This is a genomic window from Streptomyces nymphaeiformis (genome assembly GCF_014203895.1).
Classification (GTDB): domain Bacteria; phylum Actinomycetota; class Actinomycetes; order Streptomycetales; family Streptomycetaceae; genus Streptomyces; species Streptomyces nymphaeiformis.
This window is the reverse complement of the sequence record NZ_JACHJY010000002.1, coordinates 847735-864102: the sequence shown is the minus strand read 5'-3', so window position 1 is coordinate 864102 and position 16368 is coordinate 847735. Positions and strand designations below refer to the sequence as shown.

Genomic DNA, 16368 nt, shown 5'->3' with positions numbered 1-16368 from the left:
TCGATCCGCATATGAGTCACTCGACCCGTCGGACAGGTCCTAGACACCTCCACCACACCGGAGGTCTTCGCCATGATCAAGACCCGACAGCGTTACAACGCTCATGCTCAATACATCTAGGGTGTGGGTGACGTCGGGGTCACTTCCGAGAGGGTCTTCCAGAGCGTGGCGAGCGCGAGGAGCTGTGCCACGAAGAAAGCCACCGAGGCGAAGCGCATCTGGTAGATGTACGCGACCATGCCGGCATTGGTCGCCCAGTAGCGGCGCTCGTTCTGGAAGGTCTGCAGGTCCATCACCAGACCGGTGCACGTCATGACCGAGCCGAATGCCGCGATCTCGCCGATCAAGTGGGGCACGCTCTCTCCGAGGGCCTGGGCGACGAGGAAGTCGGCGGCTTCCGGGATGGCGAACGCGAGCGTGACGAAGAGCGCCTTCGTCGGCCCGTGACGGCCCGGCAGATCACGCCACAGCGCCCCGAGGAAGAATCCCGCGACGATCCACGCGATCTGCCAGAAGAGGACGGTGACCGTGATCCAGAGGAATCCCGCCGAATCCTCCGCGTTCACCGTCCAGGAGTCACCCTTCACCGCATAGGTCCAGTACAGCAGGCCGGTCGCGGGCAACCCGACGAGAGAAGCGATGACGGCCCCACGGCGGGCATTGCCCCACCACGTGCTCATCGGGCCACAGGCGAACGGCAGATCGACGGGCCTGACTCCGGCCGGCAACGACTGGTCCAATCTGTCGATCTCGGCCTCGAGCGACTCCCGCTCGGCACGCTCCGCCGCGTTCGCCGTGCCGAGGTGACTCAGGCGCGCCTGGAGCTCCCGGAACCGGCGCGCCAGACGCAGCACGTCGGCCCGCTCGGTCTGCGAGATCGTCATGCCGAGCGGCGCCTTGTCGGTGAACGGCCGCTCCAGTACGGAGACGGAAGAGCCCAGGGCCAGTACCCCCCACGCCGTGCACATGCACAGCAGCAGGGTGAAGGCGTAGGCGGAGAGGCCGTAGTGGTTCCCTACTGGCGCGAGGGTGATGGCGAAGAGGACCACGAGGAGGAACTGCTCCGCCGGCGCGGGCGTGAACGCCGACTTCTCGTACTGTTCGACCCGGCAGACCCGCAAGACCCCCAGCACTGCCAGCGGCGCCAAGATCCCCACGATCACCAGCAGAGGCACGAGAACACTGTCCGGGAAACTCCACCACCATGCGTCGAACGTCTGGTTCCAAAGGGTCTGAAACTCTGGTCGACCGGGGTCGGCGAGCCAGCTGATCCGGTCCCAGTAGCGTTCGAAGGCGAGATAGCTCCACAGGACGGTGACCATGGCCGCCGTGATGGCGGCGGGGACCATCAAGCGCGGCGGGATCCGTGTTTCCCGGATCAGTAGGATCCGTTGCCCTGCGGCGATCACCCCCAGCCAGCACACTGACATCAGCGCACAGCAGGCGAGGGCTGCCACGGTCCAGCCCGGCGTGGACAGCTCATGGTCGGCTGTGGGAAGCAAGGTGAAATCGAATACCTCCGACACCACGTACCAGCCGAGGATCACCGCGAGGAGTACGCTCACGCTCACCCGCAGGGGCTTGGACCAGCTGCCGAGGAGACACAGCGCAAGCCCGAGGAATGCCAGGCTGAACACCGACAGCGTCGACGAGTAATCGAACTCCCAGGCCATCAGTCGGGCGAGAAGCCGGTACAGGTTGTCGCCGAGGTACACGAGCAGGCCGAGGAAGATCAGGAGGATCGACCACCACCGCAGGAAGCGCAGTGCTCTCGCCTCCTCCGGCATCGTCTTGCCGGCCAGACTGCGCTTCAGTCGCCGAGCCGCGACCAGCAGCAACGCGCCCGAGGCGACGTACCAGAACGCTCCCGAGGCGCTGAAGGCGCCCCACGTCTCCCAGGCCCCCCAGGGGGCTTCCAGCGAGGTGGTGATGAAGTTCCACTGCTGTACCGCCGGTGGGCGGAACGTGACCTCGGGATCCTGGCCGGGCTGTTTGTGCCGCCAGCTCAGGTTCGTTCCGCCTTCGCCGAAGGCAGGCGGAGGCGTGGCCGTCAGGGCGCCCTGTCCGCCCAGGTTGACCTGCACGCTTTCCCAGTTCGCGCTCTTTAGGGAAGACGAAGGCGTCAACGTGATGCGCCAGTCGTCCTTCGTCACCGCCAGCTCCCACGGGCCGACGGCGGAGAAGGCGCTCTGGACCCAGGTGCTTGCCTCGTAGTGGACCTTGACCCACTGGCCGTCGGCCTTCACGGCCACCGGCTTGAACCGCCACTCGCTATCACGGAAGTCGTCCTGCCCCAGCGCGGGTTTGCTCACCAGGCACGCCAGCGCCGAGCGGTAGACCGGAGAGTGGGCGTCCAGGAGCAGTTCGGAGGCATGAGCCCAACCGGCGGGCACGCTGACATCCATGGTGCTCGTGAGCATGCTGTAGTCGTTGCCGCGGTGCTCGAACTCCGCCAGCGCCGTCACCTTGGCCTTCTTGAGCTGGTCGGCTCGGCAACTGGGCGAGTCGCGTTCGGCGGCGTCGGCCCTTCCCAGGGTGGGGAGGACGAGGCAGAGGAGTAGCGACAGCACGAGCAGAGGGCGCTGGGCGGAACAGCCGTGACGGATCACCTGCCCATGATCGTCCCCGCGCCACGCGCACGATGTCGCGCGCTGCACCGACGCGCAGACAGGTCCACCCCAGCAGCCGACACGGTGGGCCGTGCCCGTCGGCTGTCGGGGGTGGATCTTCGTGAGCGGCCGGCGCGGGCCGCCCGAGCGCACGGTGCTCCGGCACGCCGGGCGGTGGCGGCGTCGCGGGCCTGGCCATGATCCGCCGGACGGGCTCTAGGCGGGCCTCACGGCGCGGGAAGAGGCATGCCGCCGCGCCGTGGTACGACCACGGCCCGGCAGAACCCAACGAAGAGCTGATACAGCATGAACGGCATGGCCATCTGGCCTCCTTGCCATAAGGAACTGACGAGAGACAGGTCGGCGGTGAGCGAGCCGCGTGACGGAGGAGCACCCTCGGTCCGCGTCCGCCCGCGTCGACATCACACCGGCTACCGGCCTGGCCCAGGTGTTCGAGACGGATGAGAGCGCGGGCCTGGATAGTCCTGCGGCAGCGTGGGCGTCCTTCACCACAGACTGGAACTGGGCCGCCACACTGCCTCATGCCGTCGCAGTGTCCGGCTCCGGCACCGCTCCGCTTGTCCGTCCCGTGCCTGGCGGCTACACGCTTCCGGACGTTGGAGCCTACCCAGGGACAGCCTGGCCGGGCCGTGGCCGGCCCTGACGCTGACCGATCCCCGACAGCCTTCCTGGACGGCCTCTACGTCCCGGCAGGCCTCACCGCCCACTCCGGCGGCACGCCCCTGCGGAGCCTGGAGGCGGAGTTCGTCTGGACAGCCGTCTCCGGGCTCGCGCTCGCCGCACGGCAGCCCCTGGCAGCCCGCGTTCAGCGCACCCGCCGCCTTGGTGCAGCACGTGACGGCCACCGTGTACGAGAGCGCGCTGCCCCTCCCGAGGAAGGGCGGGCGTCACTCCTTGGCGTCTCTGGTGGTGGACAGCACCGCCGTCATCCAGCGCCTGGGGTCTACGGTGGCTCTCCTGTCGGCCGCCGAGTCCGGCCTGCTCGTGTGAGGAAAGGCAACGCACTGTGACGACCGTCGCTTACCAGGGTGAACCCGGCTCCAACTCGGCGGCGGCCACCCAGCAGCTGTTCCCGGGCTGTACGGAGCTGCCGTGCACCGGCTTCGAACAGGCCTTGGACGCCGTGACGCTCGGCACCGCCGACCAGGCGGTGATCCCGGTGGACAATTCCGCCGCCGGTCGGGTCGCGGACGTGCACCGCCTGCTTCCGGAGTCGGGGCTCTTCGTGCGGGGCGAGCACTTCCTCGCCATTCGCTTCGACCTGATGGGCGTGCCCGGGGCAACGCTGGGCGACATCGAGTGCGTGCGCAGCCACGTGCACGCACTCGGGCAGTGCCGGAAAGTCCTGCGAGAGGGCGGTTGGCGCACGCTCGTCAGCGACGACACGGCGGGCGCCGCCCGCGAGGTGGCGGAGCTCGGGGACGTGCGGCACGCGGCGCTGGCCCCGCCCGCCGCGGCCGAGCACTACGGCCTGGAGGTCCTCCGGCCCGCGGTCGAGGACGACCCGGACAACACGACGCGGTTCGTCGTGCTCTCCCGCGACGCCGACTTCGCGCCCGTCGGCGCAGGACCGACGATGACCAGTCTGTTCTTCGCCGTCCGGAACATCCCGAGCGCCCTGTACAAGGCGCTGGGCGGGTTCGCGAGCAGCGCGGTCAACCTCACCAAGATCGAGAGCTATCAGGTGGGTGCGGGTCTCAGCTCGAGCCGGTTCTACGTCGAGATCGAGGGCCATCCCGACGAGCCCCATGTGGCACTGGCCCTGCACGAGCTGCGCTTCTTCTCCACCGAGGTGCGCATCCTCGGCGTGTATCCGGCGCATCCGCACCGCAGGAGCGGCGTCCCCGCCTGACGTTCACGCCTCGCGGGGGCGACGTCCCGCCTGACGTTCACGCCTCGCGGAAGCGGACCGCTCACGCCCCGGGAAAGCAGTCCGGATGCCCGGTCCCTTCGGTCCCTTCGACGGGCGTGCCGTTCAAGCGCTTCAGCACGACCAGCGTCAGCCGTAGCGCGGCATGCAGTTCACGGGCCTAGGCGATGGTGGGACGCACGACGTCCCGCCGGTCGTCGTGCAGCCCTGGCCAGGTAGGCCGTGACGCCCGTCCGCCCGTCGGCGGCAATACCTCCGTACGGAAACACGGCGCGCGACAGCACCGTACGAGTGGTTGCCACTCCCCTGTGGACGTCCGGCACGCACATCGGTCACGTGGCTGCGCCTCCGGCCGAGTCGGTGACTCAGTCGCCGGCGCCTTCCTCGACGTCCAGGAGGTCGTCGAGGAAGGCGTCCCAGTCCAGGGCGTCGGTCTCCGACTCCGCAGGGACGAGTTCGTACGTGGTCTCCAGCCACTGCTCAACCTCCGCGACGGGCAGTTCGAACACGGCGCTGTGGTCCCTCGACTCCAGCAGCAGCCAGGCCGTGTCCCTCCCCTCGCCCTGCACCGGCCACACCTGCACGTCACCCTCGCCGCTCTCCTCGTACAACCCCCGGTAGAGCAACTCGCGACCGATGCGCCACGTCACTCCCTGGCCGCGCCACGGGGTGAGCGTCACCGACGCCACCATCGGCGACGACGCGTCGAACCGGAACTCGGCCCGAATGGGCTGCACCGGCGCACCGTCCAGCACCCGCCGAATATCCAGACGAAGAACAGACAACTCCCCTGATCCCACCTGACCTGCCCGGACGCCGGTCTGTTCGCCGTTCATGACGGAAATCCCTCCGTGGTGCGAGATCCTCACCCTGACTCTCCCGTGGCGGCACCCTCCACGGCATCCGTCATCCGCCCCTGCCAGGCCCTATGTCACCGCTCGCCGAACCAGCCGCACCCACCACGTCGACGCTCCGCGCCCCGCCTGCCCGTACGTCATCCGACTTGGCCGGGCGGATACCCGGACCGGACGGCACTCCGATCGTGTACGGATGAACCCGAGGCCGGGTCAGAACGCTTGTACCGGTGTGACTGACATACGCAGCCCCCTCACAGGGCGACTGCGGACCGCCGGCCCCTTCCGCCCGCCGGTCCGCGCACAACGCGCTCAAGGGCTGGACCGGTGACCACCGCATGGGGAATCTGCGCTCGCCTGTCGGGGTCTACGGCCTCACGGCGGCGGGCGGACTGCTGGTCGACTCCGGCGCCTGTCTCCCCTACGGCCGCTCCGGCGGCTTCACGCTCGGCGGCACCGGATTCCGGGGGGAACCACTGGCCGGCTCCTTCGACTCTGTCGTCGCCATCGACTACGACCGCGAGCCCGACTCCTCGCCACTGGACCGGCCCCGGCCGCTGGGCGCCGCCAAGGACGGCGGCATCCGGGTGCATGTCGACCCACGGGGCCCTACCCAGGGGTGTATCAGCATCGCGAAGAAGCACATGGAGGAACTCCTCCGCGCGCTCGACCCGGCAAAGGCCCCCGTCATCGTGATGGGGGCGCCGCCTCGCTGTCGCGCTGACCGCGTCAGGACTCGCCCCGCCTCGGCAGCCGCCAGCCGGGGCGCGGGAAGTGACAGGTGTAGCCGTCGGGGTAGAGCCGCAGATAGTCCTGGTGCTCGGGCTCGGCCTCCCAGAACCGGCCCGCCGGGGTCACCTCGGTGACCACCGGACCCGGCCACAGGCCCGAGGCGTCGACGTCGGAGATGGTGTCCTCCGCGACGCGCCTCTGCTCCTCGTCCAGGTAGAACACGGCGGAGCGGTAGCTGTCCCCGATGTCGTTGCCCTGCCGGTTCTTCGTGGTCGGGTCGTGGATCTGGAAGAAGAACTCCAGGAGGGTGCGGTAGTCGGTCACCGTACGGTCGAAGACGATCTCGACGGACTCCGCGTGCCCCTCGTGATGGCGGTACGTCGGATCGGCCAGGTCACCGCCGCTGTACCCCACCCGTGTCGCCAGGACACCGGGCTGTGCGCGAATGAGTTCCTGCATGCCCCAGAAACAGCCGCCCGCGAGCACGGCCCGCTCCTCGTTGCCGGTCATGGTCCGTCACCGTCCCCTTCGTCCGTCACGCCACTCACGGTCGGCCCCACGGGGCCGACCGGTCGGCTTGCGTCCAACGCCTCCCGTACGGGCGGCATGCACACAGACTGACACACCGCTCGTCACCAGTCAAACAGGTGACGAAAATCCGGACCGGTCGTAACGCACCACGACGGTTCAGCCGTACCAGCCGCCGTCCACCGTCCACGGCGAGGGTGGACGGGGTGGCATAGGCGGACAGCGGAGGTGGCCAGGAAGGCAACGAAGGCCTCGTAACTCCTCCGACGCCCGATGCGACCGATGTCGTTCGGCGTCAGCGCCTCGACCAGACGGGGCTCGATGTCCTCCCACGCCCCCACCCACCCGCTCCGCCGGCCGAGCTCCAGTAGTGGCGGCTGATTGGCCGACGTGAGGATGCCGTCGGCCGCCACCGCGTTCGAGGTGACGCCCGTGTTCTTGAGCTCGCGCGCCAGGGACTCGGCGAGGGAGTTACGGGCACCGTTGATCGCCGCGTAGTGGGGCTACGACGCGGCCGGCAGCTCGCCGGTGACGCTGCTGATCTGGATGACCGACCCAGCCCCGCTCACGCGTCCCGGGAACGAAGCGCTGGATCATGCGCACGCTGCTGAGCACGTTCACGCTGTAGATGTCCGCCCAGTCCGACGCCGCAAGATCGGTCCAACTCCGACTGGTGTCGAAAACACCCGTGCTGTTGACCAGGATGCCGACCGGAACCCCAATCGAAGCGGCGGCGTACACGGCGTCCGCACCCTCCTCCACAGCCAGGTCGCCCAGGACGAACGTGACGTCGCCGCCGGCCTCCTCGACGGCTTCGACGACGGCCGCGGTGCACTGCGGGGCCCGTCCATGCACGATCACCGAGGCGCCTTCGGGTCGCCAGACGCTTGGCGATCACCTCGTCCACAGGTGGGGCGCACGTCATGCTCCGTAGATGCTGGGGCTCGGTCGATCATCAACTCGCTCGCGGTCGGCCACGACACTTGCGCGGTTACGGCACCTTGCCGAGAAACGCTCTGTCGACCTCGGCCGGTTTCTCGTTGTCGATCCTCGTTGCACCGTCGCGAGTGCATGCCGCACCGGAGCCCTCCATCACGCGCGGGGCAGGAGGCTGGACAGGGGCGATGTTCGGGCTGAGGTACATGACCTTGCAAGAGCACTCGCGCCCCGGCTGGGCGAACCGCACGCTGCCGGAGCGTGCCCGGCCAACGCTCAACTGGTCAACTGAAGTGACCGGACACAACCGCTGTCCGGGCAGTCGGGTGTCAGTGCAGTGTGCGAATCTGCCAGGCATGAGTGACGACCTGGCTCTCCGGGAGGCGAGAGACCGGCGGATCGGCCTACGCGGCAACTGTGGCGAAGTCCATGGATCTGATCTGTTTCGACGTGCAGCAGAACCAGCTCCGGCCGTGAGCGGGGACGTCAGTCGACGGTAGCTGGCGAGGCTGCGGCTGCCGACGGCTCCACCGCCCCTACGAACGCATCCTGCCGTCCAGGACGCGGTTCTCTCGACCACCCAGCGATGTCGGCCCAGCCGCTGTGCGGACTCGACACCCTTGCGGGCGATGCGGTGGCGGATTCCACGCCCGCACAGCCATCGGCGCAGATGGTCGTAGCTGTAGCCCTTGTCGGCGTGTAGCTTCGCCGGCCTCCGGCGCCGGGGCCTGCGGCGGGACCGGATGGGCGGGATGCCGCGCACGAGCGGCTTCAGGCCCAGGCTGTCGTGCATGTTCGCGCCGGAGACACCCGGGGACAGCGGCAGTCCGTTCCGGTCGGTGATCAGGTACTTCTTCGATCCCAGCTTGCCAGGGTCGGTCGGATTTCAGCCCCGTCGACGGCCGCCCTTTGCAGCCCGCAGGCTGACGGAGTCGATCGCACACCGCGGCCACTCCCACTCGCCCTGCGCCCCGCGCCCCGAGTTCATCGAGGATCACGCCGCGAATGCGGGCCCGAATCCGGTCCCGGCTCCACTGGGCGAACCGGCGGTAGACCGTGGTCCAGGCGCCGGCCACCGCCCTGCGGTTCTCCACGTGGGAGGCCTGGGAGCAGTGGCGCCAGACGGTACTCGACCACTACACCGAGCTCGGCCAGCGGTGCCCCCTGAGCAGCCTCACCACCGAACTCGGCAACTCCTCCCTCGAGGCGCGCGGGATCATCACCACCCTCTTCGACGAGTGGGAGGAAGCGCTGCTGCGCGGTGTGCGGGTCGTCACGCCCCAGAAGCCCCAGGCCGCCCACAGCCGGGCCCGTAGCATCCTCGCCGCCGTCCAGGGCGGGGTCGTCATACTCCAGGCAACCGGCCGCACCGACTACCTCGACGCCGCCCTCACCACCGCACTCGACGACCTGCGGCCGTACCCGCCACGTAGCGGTACGTCGCACAAGTACGGCGGTTGCCGGGCCCGAGCGGGACCGCTCAGGCCTGGGCGGCGTGCTGGCGGGCCCGGTAGTTGGCGGCCTTGACCCGGTTGCCGCAGGTCCGCATCGCACACCACTCCCGGCGGTGGCCCCGCGAGCGGTCGAGGTAGACCTGCGTGCACTCCGGACGGGAGCACTCCCGCAGCAGCGCGGCCTCGTCCCCGCCCAGCAGCTGCACCGCTTCGCGCGCGAGCGCCGCCAGTCCTTGGGAGACCGACCCCGTCTTCATGACCCCCTCGGGCCCCAGCCGCAGCGTCACCGGCAGACCGGAGGCCTGCAGGTTCAGCTCCGCCACCGCTTCCACCGGCAGCGCGCGGCCATCGAGCCGGGCGGCCACCAGGTCGTAGATCGCCTCGCGCAGCTGCACGGCGATCACCACATCCGCCTCGCTCGCACCGGGCACGAGATCCAGCATCCCCGACTCCATGAACCAGTCGTCCAGGAGCCCGGGCGTGGCCAGCTTCTCGAGCGGTTCGGCGTTGCGCCGCGCCCGCAGAGTGCCGACGAAGTCCAGGCAGAGCGTCCCACAGGGAAAGGCATGATTCACGTAACCATACTGACCAGTGACAGCGCTCAATGCAAGCCCCATCGTGCAGCCCGTCCGGGCACCGGCTTCCGGCCGCCTCCTGATGCTCAGTGATAGGCGGTCACGAGGGGCTTCGTCACGTCGAAGACATACGTGGCCAGCATCATCGTGGTGACCGTGCCGACGTTGCGGGCGTTGTGGATGACGTCGTGGGGATGAAGAACGGATCCCCCGTCCGTAGCCAGAGGAAGGCCTGTCGTCGAACTCCATCAACACGTCACCACGGACGATGTAGCCGACCTCGACGCCGGGGCGGCTGTGCCGGCCGGATTCCTTCCTCCGGAGGATCTCCACGAGTGTCTGCACGGCCTTCCATCCCTCGGCAGTCGAGGGATGTTCCTGGAGCAGGGTACGCGTGGCTCCCGAGGTCGGATCGGGGTCTACCGCAAGGGGGACACCACCGCGAGGGGCGGGGCCGCTGCCACGGGGGCGGACGAGGAGGCCGCAGCGCCGAGCACGCCGGCCGCGGCAACGCCACTGGTGCACAGAAGAGAGCGTCGATCAAGCATCGGACGTCCTTTGCGCGGGCTGGAGGCGGCACGGCTATTGCTCAGCAGCACAAACATGTACACGCACTGACACACGAGAGCGGAGGTCGGCCACGCTGGATACATATGAGTAGTCCGCACCGGGTGGACGGGGCCGGGCGTTCCCACCTTGCCCATACCGCCGCTCCCAGGGTGTCGAGAAAGGGATGGGCAGAGATCCGGAATGGCAATGAAGACTCGGTAACGGAGGAAACGGCCTTTCCCACGCGCGTACGGGTCACCAGTCAGCGACTGCGTACCGGGCACCGGCGCCGGACAGAACACGCATCCAGCTTGCTCGCCCTGAGCGGATCAGGAAGCGGCGTCCCAGCTGACGATCCGCGGCCCCGCCGCGCCATCGCCATCGCCATCGCCATCGCCATCGCCATCGCCATCGACGGCAGTAAGCCTCCGCCAACCTGAAGACGCAGGTCAAAGAGCTCGTGCGACTGGTCCCCGGGGTACTCGTGCTGGTCGTGGGCGGGAGTCCGCGGAGAAGATCATCTGCCAGCGGTTGATTTCGAGGTTCGTCAGGACGAACAGGGCGCGCAGGAGGCGGGTGGCGCGGGCGGGGTCGGTGCGGAGCTTGGTGAGGATCCGCCAGTTCTTGAGGTGAGCGAAGCCGTGCTCGACCGGCGCCCGCCCGGTGACGATCACGGGGTCGAGAATGTCGTTGTCCAAGCCGCGGAAGCCGAGGTCGGCCAACGCTCCGAGGCCGGCGGCGCGCAGGTGGGCCAGAATGTGGTCGCGGCGGGCGGCGGATATCCAGATCAGGCGGCCATTCTCGTCGGTCAGGGCGAGGAAGTGCAGGCCATGGCTGCGGTGCTTGCCGGAGTAGCTCCCGCCGGTCGGCCTTGCCGGTGCGGCGCTGGGTACGGATGAGGGTGCCGTCGATCAGGACCACCTCCCCACCCTGCTTCGTGACCTTCCGCAGGGCTCGGTCCAGGCGCAGCGCCTGGGCAGAGAGCGGCCGGATCAGCTCGTCGCGCCAGTGGCGGACGGTGGACTCGGACACATCGTTTCCGCCGGCCATGTCGGCCAGACGCTGGTCGTGGCGTAGTACGACCAAGACGCTCACCACGATCTTCCCAGGCGGCGGGATCCTCCACTTGGACCGAATCGCCTTCAGATGACACCGCAGCAGGTTGGCGAGGTGATCGACCGTGTGCGTGGACGGCGGCGGGCGGCACTGGTGGACAGCGGGCGGCACTGGTGGACAAGCGGGCAGGTGTCCTCCGCGCGCTTTTTGGTACTCGTCACACAATTCCAACGGCCGCCGGGGGCAACCCGGTTACGCCCGTTCGGAGCCGCTCCGAGTGGCGGTGCTCCTGGTCACAGGCGGGTGGTGAACCGGCCGTCGGGCAGTTTCCGCAGCCAGCCGCGGTCGACGAGCCTGACCAGCTTTCTGCGTAGTGGTTCCAGCTTGGCCTTCACGCTGATGTCCGCCCCCACCGCTTCGCCGACTTCGCGGGCCATGACCAGTCCGGCAGCCTGTCGCACGGCGGCGATGATGCGCTGGCAGTCCGGCGGAAGCATGCTTTCGCCTGTGCCCGGCCGGCGGTGCGGGATCAGCATCACCACCCGGCCGCCCACCTGCCCAGGAATCGGCTGGGCTGAGGAGCGTTCTTCGGCGAGCTGCTCGCTCACCCGTTCAAGGACACGTTCGGCGACGGCGAACTCGTCCCTCTCGGCCCGCACCGCTTCCAGTTGCTTGGCCAGCTGTTCTTCGAGTTCGTCCAGCTCTGCACGGCGCGTAGTGATCCGTTCCAGCAGTTCGGGATCCGGCACGCACAGGATCGTAGGAGGCGGCCGAACCGCAGCGAGCAAGAACCGGACGGTCAGCTCCCCGCTTCTGCTGCCGGCCTCCTGCGAAGGAACTGCTTCGCCGCCTCGACTGCTTCCCTGTTGAGCTCCTCGACGGACACGTCCCAACTCTCCTCCCATTCGTCCAGGTTGAAATGGCACGAGACGAGGGACTGCAGCTCTTCGGGGTAGCCGAGGTCGTAGGCGACGTCTGCCCAGATGAGGTGGGTGCCGGTGGCGGGATCCAGGGTTCCGTCGGCTATCTGACCGGCGATCCAGTAGCCAAGCGCCCACTTTGCGGCCCGAGGGTCGGCGGGCGGATGGAAGAGAAGTCCCAGCTCCTCCAGCACCTGGTCGAAGAGCGCTGGCGCTTCGGGTTCCTCGCTCCGGAGGAGGCCAGCCAGCATGGCGAGGGAGGGACTCTCGACCTCGGCAATGAGGGCGTCAAGACCTGCCTGGATGAGCCGGTCGGACCCGACATGTCTACCGATTGCCCGCTCGCGCGCGATGTGGCTGAGCTGTTTGAGAGCATCGTCGCGGGTCATCAGAGTCTTCTCGGTCGGCATCTGGGGACAGAAGGCTCGCACATCCGCCGACGCTGCTGCATGGCCTTTCTTTCGGCTCAACCATGCTGACAAACGATCTTCTCCGTGGACTTCCGCCCACGATCAGCACGAGTACCCCGAAGACCGGTCACACGAGCCCCTTGACCTGCGATTTCAGGTTGGCGGAAGCTCAGTCGGGGAACAAGGCGACCATCCCGAGCGCGGGACCATCCCCGCGCGAGCGCCCCCCGGCCGGCACCACACCAGCCGATCCCGAGCTGGCCCCACCCGCCGGACTACCCTGAACCGCCATACGGCCCAGCCCACCCCCCCTGCCGGTTCCTCACACAGGAACAGCGAAAGCCATGACAGCCAGCAACCCACCTGCTAGCCACATCACAGCATCCGCTTGGTCACCCCATGACAGCGATCGCAGCCCCGTCCCACCCCGCTACCACGACATCAACACCAGAACCCGCTGACACCCGCCCACTGCCGCCCCACCACCCACTCACAAAGATCATTTGAAGACGTTGCCTGGCCCGGGTCAGCCGGGCGGGAGGCACCGGGTCCGGGCGCCGTCATGCCGGTGAGCCGGCGTGGTGAGACAGTGGAGCGGAGGTCTGCTTGCTCGACCCGGAGGAGCTGCCGATGGACACGGTTCTGGTCACGGGCGGCACGGGGCACCTGGGACGGGACGTGGTCGCCAGGCTGAAGCCGTCGCACCACGTGCGCGTGCTCGCCCGTTCGCCGGGATCGGATCCCGATGTGGAGTGGTTCCGGGGGGACCTCGCCACCGGCGAGGGGATCACGGCAGCGGTGTCCGGGGCGGACGTCGTCGTGCACGCGGCAACACTCTCCCCGGCCGCCCGGCGCGGCTTTCTCCTGCCGGTCGACTTCTGGCGCAGCCCGCCGGAGGTCGACCTCGACGGCACCCGCCGACTGCTCGACGCGGCCGCGCGGGCCGAGGTGGCCCACTTCGCCTATGTGTCCATCGTCGGCGTCGACCGGGCCCGCATCCCGTACATGCGCGTCAAGTACACCGCCGAGGAGCTGGTACGCACCGGACCGGTGCCGTGGTCGATCCTGCGGGCCACCCAGTTCCACTGGCTGACCGACCGGATGCTGGGCAAGGCCGCCCGACTGCCCGTAGTGGCGTTGCCCACCGATCTGCAGACCCAGCCGGTGGACTCGCAAGACTTCGCTGACCACCTTGCCGAACGCGTCGCCGAAGGCCCGGGAGGGCGGTGCATGGACTTCGGAGGACCGCAGGTACTCACGCTCGGCGACGTCATCACGTCGTGGCAGCGGATTCGCGGCAGACAGCGACGACTGCTACGCCTCCCGGTACCGTCCGCGGTAGAGCGCGCGGCCCGCGACCTCACATGCCCCGACGGCAAACGGGGCACCACCACCTGGGCCGACTGGCTCCGCACCCATCCGCCGGAATGAGTCAGGCTGAGCGACCCCAAAGACCCTCGCCACAGGACGCTGCAGAGCACACGACGGCGGACCGACACGCAGCGCAAAGCGCGATCGCCGGTGTACGCGACCACCGCAATCCAGACCATCCCCATGCAAGGGGAGAGCAGGCGTCCCACCACGGCGGGCCGGAGGTGTCGTGGGGACCCTCCCCGCGCGAGCAGGGAACAGTTGCTGTGGAACTTCACGTCATTCCCCAGCCGCAGCATCAACGCCCCACGCATAGGTTCGAGCCCAGCGCCCACGTCCGTATCGGACTCTGTGTGGGTAGTGGTCACTCGCAGTGTGGAAGTGGCCGGCGCTGAAGAGATCGAAGCGGCGCTCGTGCCCCCGAAGGAACACCCCCATTCGCAGTCGTCACCGAACGACACAGGAACCACGTTGTCGTCGGACTCCTGGAACCCGAACCCGCGGAACGCCACCTCGATGTCCAGAAGCTCCTGGCGCAGCAACTCGGACGCGGTGCCTCTTCTCCCCGGCAAGGCCCCCAACAGACCCTCTCCTGCATACATAGGTACACAAGATCCCGGCATTGCCCTCCTCTATCCCGCCAAACCATCATGGATCTCCAGCCCGCCCCTTCAGTGCCCGGCACCACCACCGTCGGCGAGGATGAGCGGCTCGGCCGGGGCGACCTCGGCGTGCGCGGGGGCGGCCAAGGTGAGGGAGAACAGGGCAAGCGCGGCGGCCGCGGTGGTGCGGGTGAGGCAGGTGATCACGTCCCGTACAGGTACCGGACCTTCGCCGGGGCCGGCGGCCGGCGGGGGCGGAGGCCACCCGTTGTGGTGTACGAGTTCACCGCAGGAACGATTCCAGCGGTGCCGCTTGTTGACGCCCGGCCAGGGCCGGGCATCTCGTCAGTTCCTGGTGGCTGGGGCGGGGGCGGGGTGGGTGGTCATCGTCCGCCTTCTTCCAGCGGCGCCTGTGCTGGTGCTGGAGCCGCGCGCGCTAGACAGCGCGGTCCTTCGTCATGGTGGTCATGCAGACGTAGGAGGGGGCTCGTAGAGCCGCATTCGCTGGTACAGGCGCCAGGCCGACCAGGGGGCCGGCAGCCAGCTGTGAAGCGGGGGCCTTTTGTTCGACTCGTTTTCCTCTCGCCCTGCTCACTGTGGCCCGGCATCAGCAACCAGTTGCAATTCCCCACAGGGCCCTGCTCCTGGGGAAGTATCTGGCCGCCCGCCGTCACGCTGAGTCAGACCGCCAAGGGCGGGCGGGCAGGAGTTGCCAGTCCGACTCCCAGCGCGCTGCCGACAAGAAGGCCCACTCCGTGGTTGTTGGTGAGGAGGCAAAGGACAAGACCCGCGGCGGGGATGACGAGAGCCACCCGCCGCAGGGCGACGACGCTGCCGCGCGCCGCGTACCAGGTAGCGAGTGCGCCGACGAGTCCGCAGATCGCCACGGAGTCCCCGCCTCCTTGGAGGCTCCAGCCGGCCATGCTCACCGCCTGCGCCGTCACACCGCTTGCCGTAAAGACCAGCAACGTCCGCCAGGAGCCGAACTGCCGCTCGGCGAGCGGGGCGACCATCGCGAGCGCGGCCAGGTTGAACAGGAGTTGGAACCAACCCGACGACTGCACCATCAAGGCGGTCACGGCTCGCCACCACGCACCATGAGGATGTCGCTCGAGCGCATCGATCATGGCGGGGGCAGCCGTCTGGGCCACGCCGAGCACCACCATGGTGGCCACCAGCCCCGTGGCGACTCTCGGGAGAGGATGCCGCCACGCCCGCAGCAAGGCCAGGGGAGGAGACATCTCCTCGCAGCCCTTCGTGGCGAGCGTCGCCAGGAGTTGGATGCCCGACACGATGACGACCACCGCGCACCCATAGAGCAACACACTGTGCATGTTCATGATCGAAGCCTGCCAGACGGTGCAACTACACAGACAGGCACAGCCATACGAGTGGCAAACGCACTACCCCTGCCCGACAGCGTCAACGACACGGAGAGCGACACGCCAACTGGCCGTACGTGGGGAACTCGTACTGGCCGCCGTCACACAGTCCGCCGCATGATCAATGAACCGCTCCACGAGGACAAGGACTCGGACGTCTCCTGTGGCGGGCCGCCATGCACTGGAGCAAGCCCGCAGCGCCGCCTACCAACTCCTCCAGACAGAGGTCGACGGACCCTCCGACCGGCTGTGCCAGGCCGAAGGACTCACCACCCCCGGCTACACCCACACCACACCGGCATAGCAACCAGAACCTCGCCAACAAGACCATCCCCACACCAGCGGGGAGCAGGAGCACCGGTGAAGCAATCGCGCCGAGGGCCCCGGTGCGCGTTCCGCAGGTGGGAACCCCTACGCGGGCCCAAGTGCCGGGTGATTCCAAGCCTGTGGCGCGGGTTCGGTTCCCGTCATCCGCTCCTGAATGAAGCCCCAGGTCGGT

The 16368-nt window shown here is 68.5% G+C and carries 14 protein-coding genes and 2 pseudogenes; 5 read left to right on the top strand and 11 right to left on the bottom strand.

Annotated elements, in window-relative coordinates; translation table 11 throughout:
• Window positions 1–116: 116 nt before the first annotated feature.
• Window positions 117–2609, bottom strand: a complete 2493-nt coding sequence (locus GGE06_RS09595; RefSeq protein WP_184930526.1) for a DUF6185 family protein — start codon at window positions 2607–2609, stop codon at window positions 117–119.
• 855 nt (window positions 2610–3464) lie between these two features.
• On the opposite strand from GGE06_RS09595, the gene GGE06_RS09590 reads away from it, so the two are divergent.
• Window positions 3465–3620 carry a hypothetical protein gene (locus GGE06_RS09590; protein WP_181924384.1) on the top strand — a complete coding sequence of 52 codons (156 nt, stop codon included), beginning with the start codon at window positions 3465–3467 and terminating at the stop codon, window positions 3618–3620.
• 16 nt (window positions 3621–3636) lie between these two features.
• Window positions 3637–4482 carry a prephenate dehydratase gene (locus tag GGE06_RS09585; RefSeq protein WP_184930525.1) on the top strand — a complete coding sequence of 282 codons (846 nt, stop codon included), beginning with the start codon at window positions 3637–3639 and terminating at the stop codon, window positions 4480–4482.
• 383 nt (window positions 4483–4865) lie between these two features.
• Here the strand turns inward: GGE06_RS09585 and GGE06_RS09580 are convergent, their stop codons facing one another.
• The 4 genes and pseudogenes from GGE06_RS09580 to GGE06_RS42360 form a co-directional block, all read right to left on the bottom strand.
• On the bottom strand, window positions 4866–5237 hold the full coding sequence (locus GGE06_RS09580; protein WP_312883074.1) for an SsgA family sporulation/cell division regulator: 372 nt from the start codon (window positions 5235–5237) through the stop codon (window positions 4866–4868).
• A gap of 846 nt (window positions 5238–6083) precedes the next feature.
• Complete coding sequence (gene msrA / locus GGE06_RS09575) at window positions 6084–6596, bottom strand: peptide-methionine (S)-S-oxide reductase MsrA (protein ID WP_116156928.1); 513 nt, start codon at window positions 6594–6596, stop codon at window positions 6084–6086.
• Window positions 6597–7085: 489 nt separating this feature from the next.
• Window positions 7086–7475 (bottom strand): SDR family NAD(P)-dependent oxidoreductase, encoded by a 390-nt coding sequence (locus GGE06_RS09570; RefSeq protein ID WP_184930523.1) that lies wholly within the window; start codon window positions 7473–7475, stop codon window positions 7086–7088.
• A 613-nt stretch (window positions 7476–8088) separates the two neighbouring features.
• A pseudogene (locus GGE06_RS42360) lies at window positions 8089–8608 on the bottom strand (IS5 family transposase); the annotation flags it as partial.
• On the opposite strand from GGE06_RS42360, the gene GGE06_RS09560 reads away from it, so the two are divergent.
• Window positions 8607–9077 (top strand): LmrA/YxaF family transcription factor, encoded by a 471-nt coding sequence (locus GGE06_RS09560; RefSeq protein WP_184930522.1) that lies wholly within the window; start codon window positions 8607–8609, stop codon window positions 9075–9077. The pseudogene GGE06_RS42360 and the gene GGE06_RS09560 overlap by 2 nt on opposite strands.
• On the opposite strand, the gene GGE06_RS09555 is transcribed toward GGE06_RS09560, so the two are convergent.
• The 4 genes from GGE06_RS09555 to GGE06_RS09540 all read right to left on the bottom strand — a co-directional run bounded on the left by GGE06_RS09555 (window position 9031) and on the right by GGE06_RS09540 (window position 12514).
• Entirely contained in the window at window positions 9031–9579 is a 549-nt protein-coding gene (locus GGE06_RS09555) for a CGNR zinc finger domain-containing protein (protein ID WP_116156934.1), read from the bottom strand. The two genes, GGE06_RS09560 and GGE06_RS09555, sit on opposite strands and share 47 nt — an antisense overlap.
• A gap of 998 nt (window positions 9580–10577) precedes the next feature.
• Window positions 10578–10826: a hypothetical protein gene (locus GGE06_RS42355; protein WP_246532388.1), complete on the bottom strand. Its 249-nt coding sequence runs from the start codon at window positions 10824–10826 to the stop codon at window positions 10578–10580.
• A gap of 651 nt (window positions 10827–11477) precedes the next feature.
• Window positions 11478–11933 (bottom strand): hypothetical protein, encoded by a 456-nt coding sequence (locus GGE06_RS09545; protein WP_312883073.1) that lies wholly within the window; start codon window positions 11931–11933, stop codon window positions 11478–11480.
• A 50-nt stretch (window positions 11934–11983) separates the two neighbouring features.
• Complete coding sequence (locus GGE06_RS09540) at window positions 11984–12514, bottom strand: hypothetical protein (RefSeq protein ID WP_246532387.1); 531 nt, start codon at window positions 12512–12514, stop codon at window positions 11984–11986.
• Window positions 12515–13144: 630 nt separating this feature from the next.
• Between GGE06_RS09540 and GGE06_RS09535 the strand changes: the two genes are divergently transcribed.
• Window positions 13145–13945: an SDR family oxidoreductase gene (locus GGE06_RS09535; protein ID WP_184930521.1), complete on the top strand. Its 801-nt coding sequence runs from the start codon at window positions 13145–13147 to the stop codon at window positions 13943–13945.
• Window positions 13946–14556: 611 nt separating this feature from the next.
• Here the strand turns inward: GGE06_RS09535 and GGE06_RS09530 are convergent.
• Together GGE06_RS09530 and GGE06_RS09525 are read right to left on the bottom strand one after the other, a co-directional pair.
• A complete protein-coding gene (locus tag GGE06_RS09530; RefSeq protein WP_181924387.1) occupies window positions 14557–14694 on the bottom strand; it encodes a hypothetical protein in 138 nt (45 codons plus the stop codon).
• A 473-nt stretch (window positions 14695–15167) separates the two neighbouring features.
• Window positions 15168–15827 carry a rhomboid family intramembrane serine protease gene (locus tag GGE06_RS09525; protein WP_184930520.1) on the bottom strand — a complete coding sequence of 220 codons (660 nt, stop codon included), beginning with the start codon at window positions 15825–15827 and terminating at the stop codon, window positions 15168–15170.
• Window positions 15828–16006: 179 nt separating this feature from the next.
• Here GGE06_RS09525 and GGE06_RS09520 point away from each other — a divergent pair.
• Window positions 16007–16173 (top strand): annotated as a pseudogene (locus tag GGE06_RS09520) (GNAT family N-acetyltransferase); the annotation flags it as partial.
• Window positions 16174–16368: the final 195 nt, after the last annotated feature.